The 13,217-nt window shown below is 70.3% G+C and carries 9 protein-coding genes; 1 reads left to right on the forward strand and 8 read right to left on the reverse strand.

Going from position 1 to position 13,217, the window contains the following annotated elements:
• Positions 1–89 precede the first annotated feature (89 nt).
• From topA to OG379_RS18175, 7 genes are all read right to left on the reverse strand, one after another.
• The gene (gene topA / locus OG379_RS18145; protein WP_405664065.1) at positions 90–2,954 is read right to left on the reverse strand and encodes a type I DNA topoisomerase; all 2,865 of its coding nucleotides are present in this window, start codon (positions 2,952–2,954) and stop codon (positions 90–92) included.
• Positions 2,955–3,235: 281 nt separating this feature from the next.
• A complete protein-coding gene (locus OG379_RS18150; protein WP_405664068.1) occupies positions 3,236–3,433 on the reverse strand; it encodes a hypothetical protein in 198 nt (65 codons plus the stop codon).
• 273 nt (positions 3,434–3,706) lie between these two features.
• Entirely contained in the window at positions 3,707–5,212 is a 1,506-nt protein-coding gene (locus OG379_RS18155) for a methyltransferase (RefSeq protein WP_405664070.1), read from the reverse strand.
• A 174-nt stretch (positions 5,213–5,386) separates the two neighbouring features.
• Complete coding sequence (locus OG379_RS18160) at positions 5,387–6,064, reverse strand: small secreted protein (protein WP_405664072.1); 678 nt, start codon at positions 6,062–6,064, stop codon at positions 5,387–5,389.
• Between the two features lie 279 nt (positions 6,065–6,343).
• Positions 6,344–8,797 carry a sodium-translocating pyrophosphatase gene (locus OG379_RS18165; protein WP_405664074.1) on the reverse strand — a complete coding sequence of 818 codons (2,454 nt, stop codon included), beginning with the start codon at positions 8,795–8,797 and terminating at the stop codon, positions 6,344–6,346.
• A gap of 417 nt (positions 8,798–9,214) precedes the next feature.
• Positions 9,215–9,664 carry an ATP-binding protein gene (locus OG379_RS18170; RefSeq protein WP_393756012.1) on the reverse strand — a complete coding sequence of 150 codons (450 nt, stop codon included), beginning with the start codon at positions 9,662–9,664 and terminating at the stop codon, positions 9,215–9,217.
• A 205-nt stretch (positions 9,665–9,869) separates the two neighbouring features.
• Positions 9,870–10,223 (reverse strand): STAS domain-containing protein, encoded by a 354-nt coding sequence (locus OG379_RS18175; RefSeq protein ID WP_003967428.1) that lies wholly within the window; start codon positions 10,221–10,223, stop codon positions 9,870–9,872.
• A gap of 79 nt (positions 10,224–10,302) precedes the next feature.
• Here OG379_RS18175 and OG379_RS18180 point away from each other — a divergent pair, with 79 nt between their 5' ends.
• On the forward strand, positions 10,303–12,816 hold the full coding sequence (locus tag OG379_RS18180; RefSeq protein WP_405664078.1) for a DEAD/DEAH box helicase: 2,514 nt from the start codon (positions 10,303–10,305) through the stop codon (positions 12,814–12,816).
• A 19-nt stretch (positions 12,817–12,835) separates the two neighbouring features.
• Here OG379_RS18180 and OG379_RS18185 read toward each other — a convergent pair whose 3' ends face one another.
• Positions 12,836–13,216, reverse strand: coding sequence for an Rv3654c family TadE-like protein (locus OG379_RS18185; RefSeq protein ID WP_405664081.1), 381 nt, complete (start codon positions 13,214–13,216; stop codon positions 12,836–12,838).
• Position 13,217: the final 1 nt, after the last annotated feature.

Raw genomic sequence — 13,217 nt, forward strand, 5'->3', positions numbered from 1 at the left:
GGAAGGGCCGGGTTTCCCCGGCCCTTCCGGCGTTCGTGCAGGCCTGACCGCCTGCTCCTCGCGGCTCCCGCCGGCTGCTCAGCCCGCGGTCAGCTCTCCTCGGACGAGGCCGAAGCGGTCTTCTTCGCCGCGACGGTCGCCTTCTTCGCCGGTGCCTTCTTGGCGGTCGTCTTCTTCGCCGCCGTCGTCTTGGTGGCGGTGGCCTTCTTGGCGGTCGTCTTCTTCGCCGCCGTCGCCTTCTTCGCGGGCGCCTTCTTGGCCGGAGCCTTCTTCGCCGTCTTCTTCTTCGCCGGCCCCTTGGCCCGCTTCTCGGCGAGCAGCTCGTAACCGCGCTCCGGCGTGATGTCCTCGACGCTGTCGTCGGTCCGCAGCGTCGCGTTCGTCTCGCCGTCGGTGACGTACGCGCCGAAACGGCCGTCCTTCACGACGACCGGGGCCCCGCTCACCGGGTCCGTGCCCAGCTCCTTCAGCGGCGGCTTGGCGGCGGCCCGCCCGCGCTGCTTCGGCTGGGCGTAGATCGCCAGCGCCTCTTCGAGGGTGATGTCGAAGAGCTGGTCCTCGGAGGTCAGCGAACGCGAGTCCGTGCCCTTCTTGAGGTACGGACCGTAGCGGCCGTTCTGCGCGGTGATCTCGACACCCTCGGCGTCCTCGCCGACGACCCTCGGCAGGGACATCAGCTTGAGCGCCTCGGCGAGCGTCACCGTATCGAGCGACATGGACTTGAAGAGTGACGCGGTCCGCGGCTTCACCGCGTTCTTGCCCGTCTTCGGGGTGCCCTCGGGCAGCACCTCGGTGACGTACGGGCCGTACCGTCCGAGCTTCGCGATGATCTCGTTGCCGCTCTGGGGATCGGTACCGAGTTCGTGGTCGCCGCTGGGCGCGGCCAGCAGCTCCTCGGCGAGCTCCACCGTCAGCTCGTCGGGCGCCAGGTCCTCCGGGACGTCGGCGCGCTGGTGGCCCTCGGAGTCCTTCTCACCACGCTCGATGTACGGGCCGTAGCGGCCGACGCGGAGCTTGATGTCGTTGCCGACGGGGAACGAGGAGATCTCGCGGGCGTCGATCGCGCCCAGGTCGGTCACGAGTTCCTTCAGACCGCCGAGGTGGTCCCCGTCGCCGTTGCCCGCGGCGGAGGCCGCGCCCGCGCCGGTCGTGTCGTCACCCGTGCCGAAGTAGAAGTGCCTCAGCCACGGCACGGACTGGGCCTCGCCCCGCGCGATGCGGTCGAGGTCGTCCTCCATACGGGCGGTGAAGTCGTAGTCGACGAGCCGGCCGAAGTGCTTCTCCAGCAGGTTGACCACGGCGAACGAGAGGAACGACGGCACCAGGGCCGTGCCCTTCTTGAACACGTAGCCGCGGTCCAGGATCGTCCCGATGATCGAGGCGTACGTCGACGGACGGCCGATCTCGCGCTCTTCGAGCTCCTTGACCAGCGAGGCCTCGGTGTAGCGGGCCGGCGGCTTGGTGGCGTGCCCGTCGACCGTGACCTCGTCGGCGGTCAGCGCGTCGCCCTCGGCGACCTGCGGCAGACGGCGCTCGCGGTCGTCCAGCTCGGCGTTCGGGTCGTCCGCGCCCTCGACGTACGCCTTCATGAAGCCGTGGAAGGTGATCGTCTTGCCGGACGCGGAGAACTCGGCGTCACGGCCGTCGCTCGCCCGGCCACCGATCTTCACCGTGACGGAGTTACCCGTGGCGTCCTTCATCTGAGAGGCGACGGTCCGCTTCCAGATCAGCTCGTAGAGCCGGAACTGGTCGCCGGTGAGGCCCGTCTCGGCCGGGGTGCGGAAGCGGTCGCCGGAGGGGCGGATCGCCTCGTGCGCCTCCTGCGCGTTCTTGACCTTGCCGGCGTAGGTGCGCGGCTTGTCGGGCAGGTAGTTCGCCCCGTACAGCTGCGTGACCTGCGCCCGGGCCGCGGAGACCGCGGTGTCCGAGAGGGTCGTGGAGTCCGTACGCATATAGGTGATGAAGCCGTTCTCGTACAGCTTCTGCGCCACCTGCATCGTGGCCTTCGCCCCGAAGCCCAGCTTCCGGCTCGCCTCCTGCTGGAGGGTCGTCGTGCGGAAGGGCGCGTACGGCGAGCGGCGGTACGGCTTCGACTCGACCGAGCGGACCGCGAACGCGGAGTCGGCGAGCGCCGCTGCCAGGGCGCGGGCGTTGGTCTCGTCCAGGTGCAGCGTCTGGGCGGAGCCCGCCTTGAGCTGCCCGTCCGGGCCGAAGTCGCGGCCCTGGGCGATACGGCGCCCGTCGACCGCGCTGAGGCGGGCGGTGAGCGTCGAGGGGTCGGAGGCGTCACCGGTGCGTCCGGTGGCGAAGGTGCCGGTCAGGTCCCAGTACTCGGCGGAGCGGAAGGCGATGCGCTCGCGCTCCCGCTCGACGACGAGGCGGGTGGCGACCGACTGGACACGGCCCGCGGAGAGCCGCGGCATGACCTTCTTCCACAGGACCGGCGAGACCTCGTAGCCGTAGAGGCGGTCGAGGATACGGCGGGTCTCCTGGGCGTCGACCATGCGCTGGTTGAGCTCGCGCGGGTTGGCGACGGCCGCCCTGATCGCGTCCTTGGTGATCTCGTGGAAGACCATCCGGTGGACCGGGACCTTGGGCTTGAGGACTTCCTGCAGGTGCCACGCGATGGCTTCGCCCTCGCGGTCCTCATCGGTGGCGAGGAAGAGTTCGTCGGATTCGGCGAGGAGCTGCTTGAGCTTCCTGACCTGGGCTTTCTTGTCTGCGTTGACGACGTAGATCGGCTGGAAGTCGTTCTCGACGTCCACGCCGAGGCGGCGTACCTCACCGGTGTACTCGTCCGGCACCTCGGCGGCGCCGTTCGGCAGGTCGCGGATGTGCCCGACGCTCGCCTCGACGACGTATCCGGGGCCGAGATAGCCCTTGATCGTCTTCGCCTTGGCAGGCGACTCGACAATGACGAGTCGGCGGCCTGCGGTCTCGCTGGTCGGGGACAACTTCGCTCTTCTCTCCGGTCGGCACTCGTGGGGCATCCGGGCAGCGCTCTTACGCTGCCCGCGGTGCTGTCGCTGCGGAGTGTGACGGTACAACCCGCCCCCGTGTCAAACGGCAAAAGCCCGCAACGGCCACTCGAACGGTAACCCGACTTCCGCCATTCCTGCCGCCCGGACCGCCCGGTCCGCTCCGCGCACGGCTGTCGCCTGCGGGTTTCGCGGTCCTGCGGGAGAACCCGCGGGGACGGCCGGCCGGCGGCCGGCACCCCCGCCGGACAAGCGGATCAGACGCGGGTGAAGCACCACACGCCGAGGACGACGAAGAGTACGCCGAAGAGGGTGGCGAGAGCGGTGGAGGCGACAGGGCTCACACCGAGCGCGACCGGCGCGCGCTGGATCGTGCGCGCCCCCGTCCAGACGAGGAGGGCGGAACCGAACAGCGCGAAGGCCGCACCGGCGAAGACCGCGGTGACACTCTCCATGTCCGTACCCCTCACGCTCGGGCCTGCGGGCGCCTCGGCCCTCGGCAGAGGGGAGGCTGCCACGCCGGGGAGGCCTCGGCGGGAACCCCGGATGAACGCCGTGCGGACACCCGGCGAACGACCGTAAGAGGAACCCGCGCACCGCACCGGGACGGCGTCCGGGGAGATGTGCAGGCCCTGGTCAGAAGGGTGTTGGGCGCAGGAGCGCGAGGCTCGGACACACGGAGCGGAGCGCGGCGGCGGACCGGGGAAGCCGGTGACGTGGGGGCCGCGTCACCGCACGGGGTCCAGGAAGCCTTCCTCCACCAGCAGCCGGATCGCCTGCGGGGTGCGGTCGCGCAGCAGCACCGGGTCCTCGGCCATCAGCTGGGCGATGGCGTCCAGGATCCGCCCCGCGGGCAGCGATCCGTCGCACACGCCCGCGAACCCGGCCCCGACGGCGTCGACCTTGGTCGCCCGGCGCATACCGCGGTGCTGACGCAGCACCACATGCTCGGGATCCTCCGCCCCCGGCAGCCCGACCTGCTCCTGCACGACCTCCTCGGCAAGGGTGAAGTGCGCGGCCAGCAGCGCCGCGTCGTCGTGTTCCCGCAGATAGTCCTGCCGTACGAAATGGGCCTCGACGGCGGGCCCGAGAGGCTGCTCGATCGAGTGCGGCCACTCCTCGGCGACGAGCGAGGGATTCCCGGCGGCGGCCGCGGCGGACTTCCGGAGTGTGATCCAGCCGAAGCCGACGGCCTTGGTGCTGCGTGCCTCGAATTCGTCCAGCCACGCCTCGTACCGCTCGGTGTACAGGGCGGGGTCGGTGCGGTGGTCACCGCTGTCGCGCAGCCACAGCTCGGCGTACTGCGTGACGTCCTGCACCTCGCGCTGCACGATCCAGGCGTCGCAGCCGGCGGGCACCCAGGAGCGCACCCGGTCCTGCCACTCCTCGCCCTCCACGTGCTGCCAGTTGGCGAGGAACTGCGCGTATCCCCCCTCGTTGAGCCGGTCCCCGGCCTCCTGCACGAGGGCCCGGCACAGATCGTCGCCGCCCATGCCGCCGTCGCGGTAGGTCAGCCGGGCGCCGGGCGAGATGACGAAGGGCGGGTTGGAGACGATCAGGTCGTACGTCTCCGTACCGACCGGTTCGAAGAGGGAGCCCTCCCGCAGGTCGGCGGGGGCGGCTCCGGACAGCGCGAGGGTGAGGCGGGTGAATTCCAGGGCGCGCGGGTTGACGTCCGTGGCGGTCACCTCGGTGGCGTGCTGGGCGGCGTGCAGGGCCTGGATACCGGAGCCCGTACCGACATCGAGGGCGGAGGCCACGGGCCTGCGCACGGTGATCCCCGCGAGCGTGGTGGAGGCACCGCCGACGCCGAGGACGACGCCCTCGTCGTGCGAGCCGATGCCGCCGGCCCCGCCGACGGCGCATCCCAGGTCGGACACGATGAACCAGTCCTGGCCCTCGGGCCCGCCGTAGGGCCGAACGTCGACGGTCGCTCTGACCAGGTCGCCCTCGTGGACCACCCAGCCGTCCTCCACGCACTCCTCCAGAGGGAGGGCCGCGGCGGCCTCAGGGGCCGGAACAGGGCGCTGCAGAAGGAACAGCCGCACCAGCGTGTCGAGCGGCGAGCCCCCGCGGGTGGCCCGGAGCGCCGGGACGGTCTCGCTACGGGCGAGCGCCGTGTACGCGGGCGCGCCGAGGCGTTCCAGGAGGCCGTCGGCGGTGAAGGCGGCGGCAATCAGGGCTTCGCGGAGCCGGGGGGCACGGTCGGATGCGGGAAGGCTGGACGTACTCACCCGCCCATTGTGTCCGCTCCCGCCGACAACGGCAGCGGCCGGGCGCCCGCGGGGGCGGCCGGCCGCTGCGAGGAGGTCTCCTCCACGGGGCTTCGCGCTGTTACGGCAGCTCGCGATGGCGCTCGTCCGCCACGACTGCTGCGCGCCGCTGCCCTCGTCCGGCGCTGTCCGCCGTCACGACTCCTCGCTCGCCTTGTCGCCTGCCTTCTCGTCGCCTGCCTTCTCGTCGCTCGCCTTCTCGTCGCTCGCCTTCTCGCTCGCCGAGGGCGACGCCGGGGCGGACGGAGCGGAGGCGGGCGGGGCCGAGGCGGTCGGCTTCTGGCAGCCCTTCTGCTTGGCCATCGCGGAGCCGACCTCGCCGGACTGAAGCTTCTTCAGCGCCTGGTCACCGTTGGTGCTGATCTTGTTCAGCTCGTCGGCGATGTCCTTGAGGCCGTCGGCGAACTTCGCCTGGTCCTTCGTGTCGAGCGCGTCGACCTTCGTCTTCAGATTCGCGTAGGCCACCGAGGAGGCGTTGAGCTCCTTCACGGCCTCCTTCTGGGTGGTCTCCCCGCCGTCGACGGGAGGTGCGCCCGCCGACTGCACGGCCGTGCCCAGCGCCTTGTAGGCCCCCGAGATCTGCTGGAAGGCGGCCGAGTCGGTCTTCTGGACGTCAGCGGGCTTGCTGTTGTCGGCAGTCTGCTGCTGGATCGCGGCATTGGCGTTCGCGATCTTCTGCAACTGCGGCTGAACCTGGTCGCAGACCTTCTTCGCCCAGTCGTTCACCTTGTTGTCGCTGTCGTCGCTGCAACCCGACAGCGTCAGTACGAGTACCGCACCGCCGGACAGTGCGGCTGCAAGCTTCTTGTTCACCGGTTTGGGTCCCTTCCAAGGCTCTCGGCCCCGGAACTTACACGCCAAGCGGACGGCAATCAGGCGGCGAGCATCCGATATATATTCTTTTGCAGCCATTTGCACCAAGGGTAATGAGGGAGATACAACTCACCTGACCACTCGGACACATGTCCGACTCGCCCTGTCGGCAGCGAGGCGCCGGGACATGGGACGGCGGACGGCTCATCAGAACGCGCCGCCCGCCGCCGTGCTGAGCGGGTGTCGGATACGGGCCGACTCCGCCCATGACCTCTCGCGTCAGGAAACAGCCGCGGGGTCGGTGGACTTGGCGGGGCCGCCCCCGCCGTCGTCACCGCCGTCCCCGCCCGGGCCACCGCTGCCGCTGTCGCCCACGGCGATTCCCCGCCGCTTGGACACGTAGACGGCGCCGATGATGACGACGATGGCGATGACGGCCACCAGGGCCCGCACACCCGCACTCGCGTCGTCCCCGTAACTGAACTGCACCACCGCGGGGGCGATGAGCAGCGCCACGAGATTCATCACCTTGAGGAGCGGGTTGATGGCGGGGCCCGCCGTGTCCTTGAACGGGTCGCCGACCGTGTCGCCGATGACTGTCGCGGCATGGGCCTCGCTGCCCTTGCCGCCGTGGTGGCCGTCCTCGACGAGTTTCTTGGCGTTGTCCCACGCGCCACCGGAGTTGGCGAGGAAGACGGCCATCAGGGTGCCCGTGGCGATCGCGCCCGCGAGATACGAGCCGAGGGCACCCACCCCCAGGGTGAATCCCACCGCGATCGGCGCCAGGACCGCGAGCAGCCCGGGTGTGGCCAGCTCGCGCAGCGCGTCCTTGGTGCAGATGTCGACTACACGGCCGTACTCCGGTTTCTCCGTGTAGTCCATGATCCCGGGGTGCTCCCGGAACTGCCGCCGCACCTCGTAGACGACGGCCCCCGCCGAACGGGAGACCGCGTTGATGGCCAGCCCGGAGAAGAGGAAGACGACCGCGGCTCCGAGGATCAGGCCGACCAGGTTGTTCGGCTGCGAGATGTCCAGGCTCAGCCCGAGCTCCCCCGCCCGCGCCCCCACATCGTCGACCGCGGTGGCGATGGCGTCCCGGTACGAGCCGAAGAGCGCGGCCGCGGCCAGGACCGCTGTGGCGATCGCGATGCCCTTGGTGATGGCCTTGGTGGTGTTGCCGACGGCGTCCAGGTCGGTGAGGACCTGGGCTCCCGCACCCGTGACGTCCCCGGACATCTCTGCGATGCCCTGGGCGTTGTCGGAGACCGGGCCGAAGGTGTCCATCGCGACGATGACACCCACGGTGGTGAGGAGGCCGGTCCCCGCCAGGGCGACCGCGAAGAGCGCGAGCATGATCGACGTACCGCCGAGCAGGAACGCCCCGTAGACGCCGAGACCGATCAGGAGCGCGGTGTAGACGGCCGACTCCAGGCCGATGGAGATGCCCGCGAGCACGACGGTGGCCGGGCCGGTCAGCGCGGACTTCCCGATGTCCCGGACGGGACGCCGGCTGGTCTCGGTGAAGTAGCCGGTGAGCTGCTGGATCAGGGCGGCGAGCACGATCCCGATGGCCACGGCGACCAGGGCGAAGGCGCGCGGGTCGCCACCGTGCGAGGTGATGGCCTCGTCGGTGACCCCGTCCAGCCCGGCGTACGAGGACGGCAGATAGACGAAGACGGCCACGGCCACGAGGGCGAGCGAGATCACGGCGGAGACGAAGAATCCGCGGTTGATGGCGCTCATACCGCTCCGGTCCGCGCGCCGGGGAGCGACCGCGAAGATCCCGATCATCGCCGTGACCACCCCGATCGCCGGGACGATCAGCGGAAAGGCGAGCCCCGCGTCGCCGAAGGCAACCTTGCCCAGGATGAGCGCGGCCACGAGCGTCACGGCGTACGACTCGAAGAGGTCGGCGGCCATGCCCGCGCAGTCACCGACGTTGTCGCCCACGTTGTCGGCGATGGTGGCGGCGTTGCGCGGGTCGTCCTCAGGGATGCCCTGCTCCACCTTGCCCACGAGGTCGGCACCCACGTCGGCGGCCTTGGTGAAGATGCCGCCCCCGACCCTCATGAACATGGCGATCAGCGCGGCGCCGAGGCCGAACCCCTCCAGCACCTTGGGCGCGTCGGCGGCGTAGACGAGCACCACGCAGGAAGCGCCGAGCAGGCCGAGGCCCACCGTGATCATGCCGACCACTCCACCTGTTCGAAAAGCGATCTTCATCGCCTTGTGCGAAACGGTGGTGAGATCTTTCTCCGGTTCTCCTTCCGCTGGAGTCGCCTCACGCGCGGCGGCGGCCACACGCACATTGCTGCGTACCGCGAGCCGCATACCGATGTATCCGGTGGCCGCCGAGAAAAGCGCACCCACCAGGAAGAACAGCGAGCGCCCCGCGCGCTGCGACCAGTTGTCGGCCGGAAGCAGCAGGAGCAGGAAGAACACGACGACGGCGAAGATGCCGACTGTACGCAGCTGCCGGGCCAGATAGGCATTCGCGCCTTCCTGGACGGCTGCCGCGATCTCTTTCATGCGTTCGGTGCCTTCACCCGCCGCCAGCACCTGGCGTGCGAGCAACTGGGCCACGACCAGCGCGGCAAGGGCGACGACCGCGATGACGACGACGATCAGCCGGTTGCTGTCGGTGAGTACTGCGGCTGCGAGTGAGGTGGAGCGGCCGGAAGGTACGGGAACGTGCGTCAGTTCTGCCAGTGGGGTGTTGAAGAACTCCGCCATACGTCCTCCTTGACGCTGAGCGCTCAAGACGTGGACGGATTGTAGGGAGCGGAGGCTGATCAAAACAGTGGGTGGTCAATGAAATCGACTTCCGTCCACCCAATGGCAAATGATCTCGCTCGCATGTGAACCCGAATGCAGTAATGGGACAGAGGCATGGCACACACGGAATTGCCGTAGATCATTGATCAAGCACAAATAAAAAGGCCCTGCTCAGCAGGGCCGGAAAACGTGATCACACCTGTCACCCGACGGGTGCAGACGCCCCGGGACGGGCGTCGGCGGGACGAAAAGCGGCACCGGGCAGAGCAGGGGCCGTGCCAGACGCAGTGGGCCGGGTGCCAGGGTCGGAGGCAGGGGCCGGGGCCGGGGGCCAGGGTCGGAGGCAGGGGCCGGGGCTGAGGGCCGGGGTCGGGCTCAGGGAAGCACTACGGCGGGAGTCGTCGGCCAGGACATGCGGATCACTCCGCCATCCGCACCCGTGCGGACTTCCACGTCGTCGACCAGTCCGCTGATGACCGCCAGGCCCATCTCGTCCTCGCTGTCGGCGTCGGTGTCCGGATCGTCCGGGCCTCCACCGCCGGGCGCTCCCGCCACCGAGGCGTCGCTTCCCGGGGCGACGTGCCCGTCGCCGACCTCGATGGAGAACGCCTTCTCCTCCTCGGTCAGGACGACCGTGACCGGGGCGGCGATGTCATGACTCCGGTGCAGCCCTACGGCGCGACTGCACGCCTCGCCGACCGCGAGCCTGACCTCGTCGAGCACCGCCTCGTCGACACCCGCCCGGCGCGCCACGGCGGCTGCCACGAGGCGGGCCGTCCTGACGTGTTCGGGCTGAGCGCTGAAGCGGAGTTCAACGGTTGGCATGCCATCCCCCTCGAACGTACGGGCGTGCATCTCAGGGGCCCGGGCGTGGTGCCCGGTACCCCTGCTCTCATTCTCCTCCGGAAACCGACGAAGCCGGCAGCCGACCACATGGTCGACCGCCTGCTCGTGGCGGCCCGTCTGCTGCCGCCTGCCGGTCTGTCACAGCGTGCCTGCCGGCCTTGGAGCTGCCGGCCTGCACCGACCGTCAGTCGGTAGCCGCGACAGCCTCGTCGACCGTGGTGTGGATGGGAAACACCTTGGTCAGACCTGTGATCCGGAAGATCTTGAGAATGCGCTCCTGGTTGCACACCAGGCGCAGCGAGCCCTCATGGGCCCGGACACGCTTCAAGCCGCCCACGAGCACGCCGAGGCCGGTGGAGTCGAGGAAGTCGACGCCTTCCATGTCGACAACCAAGTGGTAGCTGCCGTCATTCACCAACTCGACCAACTGCTCGCGCAGCTTGGGCGCGGTATACACATCAATCTCGCCACCGACCTCGACGACCGTACGGTCGCCACCAGGCCCGGACACATTGCGAGTCGACAGGGACAGGTCCACGGATCCTCCAGCACCTTGCTATCGAGCGGTCGCCCCTCGGTCTCCCCGACGGAGGCCAGGGGACGGATCGCCAGCCGCGATGGCATTCAATCACTTACCAGCAGCCATGCACGACGCCTTGGGACCATTGTCCGTCACGCCAGTGACACACTCGGTGCCGATGGCCAAGAATCACCGCCCCAGTCGACCACCCGAGAACGCGGGCTCGCGCCCCTCTCCCACGGTGGTTCTCGACCGGCTCGCCGCAGCGGCGGGCCGGGCAGCGCGCATCACTCATACGGAGCACTTGCCCCCGCGTGCGGGAACCCATGCCCCCTGGCCTGATCGCATCCGGCCGGAAGTGGTCTCGGCAATCGGGCGGGCCGGAATCGACCATCCGTGGACGCACCAGGCCGCCGCGGCTGAGCACGCCCTGGACGGCGAGTCCGTGGTGATCGCCACAGGGACGGCGTCCGGCAAATCGCTCGCCTACCTCGCTCCGGTGCTGAGTACCCTCCTCGACGGCTCCGATGCTCCGAACGGCCGCGGCACCACCGCTCTGTACCTCGCCCCCACCAAGGCTCTGGCCGCCGACCAGCGCCGCGCGGTGAAGGCGCTCGCGGAGCCCCTCGGCTCCGCGATCCGGCCGGCGGTCTACGACGGGGACACGCCGGTCGAAGAACGCGAATGGGTGCGCCAGTACGCCAATTACGTCCTCACGAACCCCGACATGCTGCACCGGGGCATCCTCCCGTCCCATCCCCGCTGGGCCTCCTTCCTCCGGTCCCTCCGCTTCGTCGTCATCGACGAGTGCCACACCTACCGGGGCGTCTTCGGCTCCCACGTCGCCCAGGTGCTCCGCCGTCTCCGCCGTCTCTGCGCCCGCTACGGATCCGAACCCGTCTTCCTCCTCGCCTCCGCCACCGCGGCGCAGCCCTCGGTCGCCGCCGGCCGTCTCACGGGCCTGCCCGTCAAGGAGGTCGCCGACGACGCCTCGCCCCGGGGAGAGCTGGTCTTCGCCCTCTGGGAGCCTCCGCTGACCGAGCTGCACGGCGAGAAGGGGGCACCCGTACGCCGTACCGCCACGGCCGAGACCGCCGACCTTCTGACCGACCTGACCCTCCAGGGCGTGCGCTCGGTCGCCTTCGTACGCTCCCGGCGCGGCGCCGAGCTCATCTCCCTCATCGCCAAGGAACGGCTCGCCGAGGTGGACCGCTCGCTGCCCGGGCGAGTCGCCGCCTACCGCGGCGGCTACCTGCCCGAGGAACGCCGGGCCCTGGAACGAGCGCTGCACTCGGGAGACCTCCTCGGCCTGGCCGCCACGACCGCCCTGGAGCTCGGCATCGACGTCTCGGGCCTGGACGCCGTGGTCATCGCCGGCTACCCGGGCACCCGCGCCTCCCTCTGGCAGCAGGCCGGCCGCGCAGGGCGTTCGGGGCAGGGCGCCCTCGCCGTCCTCGTGGCCCGGGACGACCCGCTGGACACCTTCCTCGTCCACCACCCCGAGGCGTTGTTCCAGCAGCCCGTGGAGTCGACCGTCCTGGACCCGGACAACCCGTACGTCCTTGCTCCCCACCTGTGCGCCGCGGCCGCGGAGCTCCCCCTCACGGAGTCCGACATCGAGCTCTTCGGCCCCGCGGTACCCGAACTCCTGCCGCAGCTGGAGGCAGCGAAGCTTCTGCGCAGACGGACGACGGGCTGGCACTGGACCCGCCGTGAACGCGCTGCCGACCTCACCGACATCCGCGGCGGGGGCGGCCGTCCGATCCAGATCGTCGAGGAGGGCACCGGCCGGCTGCTGGGCACCGTCGACGAATCAGCGGCGCACACCGCCGTCCACGAGGGTGCCGTCCATCTTCACCAGGGCCGCACCTATCTCGTCCGCACGCTGGACCTGGAGGATTCTGTGGCCCTGGTGGAGGAAGCCGTTCCTCCGTATTCGACCAACGCCCGGGACACGACCGCGATCGCCGTGCTGGAGACGGACACCGAGATCCCTTGGGGTGACGGGCGTCTCTGCTTCGGCTCCGTCGAGGTCACCAACCAGGTCGTCTCCTTCCTTCGCCGCAAGCTGATCACCGGGGAAGTCCTGGGCGAGACCAAACTCGACCTGCCGCCCCGTACCCTGCGCACCCGTGCCGTGTGGTGGACGGTCACCGAGGACCAGCTCGATGCCGCCCGGATCACCCCGGAGATCCTCGGAGGGGCCCTGCACGCCGCCGAACACGCCTCCATCGGGATGCTGCCGCTCTTCGCCACCTGCGACCGCTGGGACATCGGCGGTGTCTCCGTTCCGCTGCACCCCGACACGCTCCTTCCCACGGTGTTCGTCTACGACGGCCACCCGGGCGGTGCCGGCTTCGCGGAGCGCGCCTTCCACACGGCCCGTACGTGGCTCACGGCAACGCGCCAGGCCATCGCGTCCTGCGAGTGCGAGGCGGGCTGCCCGTCCTGCATCCAGTCCCCCAAGTGCGGCAACGGCAACGAGCCACTGCACAAGCGGGGCGCCGTACGCCTCCTGACCGAACTGCTCAGAACCGCACCGTCCGAGCCCGCCGAAGGCGGTCCGGCGGAGAGCTCGGAGGGCCCGCGGCCGGAGAGCGCCGCTGGATGAGGCCACGCCCGTGCCCCGGCTACTCGGCGGACGGTGCCGCCGCCGGGGGCAGCGAGGGGCCCGGAGGACCCGCCCTCGACCTGACCTCAGGTGCGTACGGACCGAAGCGCGCCCGGGCGGTCACGTCGGCGATCTCTCCCTGGACCACACAGCGCACGATCTCCGCCCCTTGGGCCAGGGCGACCTCTCCGGCGGCCCCGCACGCCGTCTCCGCACCCCGCAACGCCTGATCGGCCGCGGCGAGCGCAGCCAGATCCGCCGCACCGCCGGCTCTGTGACGGGCGGCGACGGCCTGTCCGAGAGCGAGCACCGTCGCGAACACCACGCAGAGCGTCGTCGTCGTGACGGCCGTCCAGACCGTCGCCAGGCCCCGGTCCCGTACCCCAGGGGCAGCCTTCATC

Source organism: Streptomyces sp. NBC_01166 (genome assembly GCF_045039765.1).
GTDB lineage: Bacteria > Actinomycetota > Actinomycetes > Streptomycetales > Streptomycetaceae > Streptomyces.

What these genes read in the sequence shown, in the direction of transcription:
- OG379_RS18180 (WP_405664078.1), top strand. Translation starts at nt 10,303, where the DNA reads ATGGCATTCAATCACTTACCAGCAGCCATGCACGACGCCTTGGGACCA.
- OG379_RS18165 (WP_405664074.1), bottom strand. Translation starts at nt 8,797, where the DNA reads ATGGCGGAGTTCTTCAACACCCCACTGGCAGAACTGACGCACGTTCCC.
- OG379_RS18170 (WP_393756012.1), bottom strand. Translation starts at nt 9,664, where the DNA reads ATGCCAACCGTTGAACTCCGCTTCAGCGCTCAGCCCGAACACGTCAGG.
- OG379_RS18185 (WP_405664081.1), bottom strand. Translation starts at nt 13,216, where the DNA reads ATGAAGGCTGCCCCTGGGGTACGGGACCGGGGCCTGGCGACGGTCTGG.
- OG379_RS18150 (WP_405664068.1), bottom strand. Translation starts at nt 3,433, where the DNA reads ATGGAGAGTGTCACCGCGGTCTTCGCCGGTGCGGCCTTCGCGCTGTTC.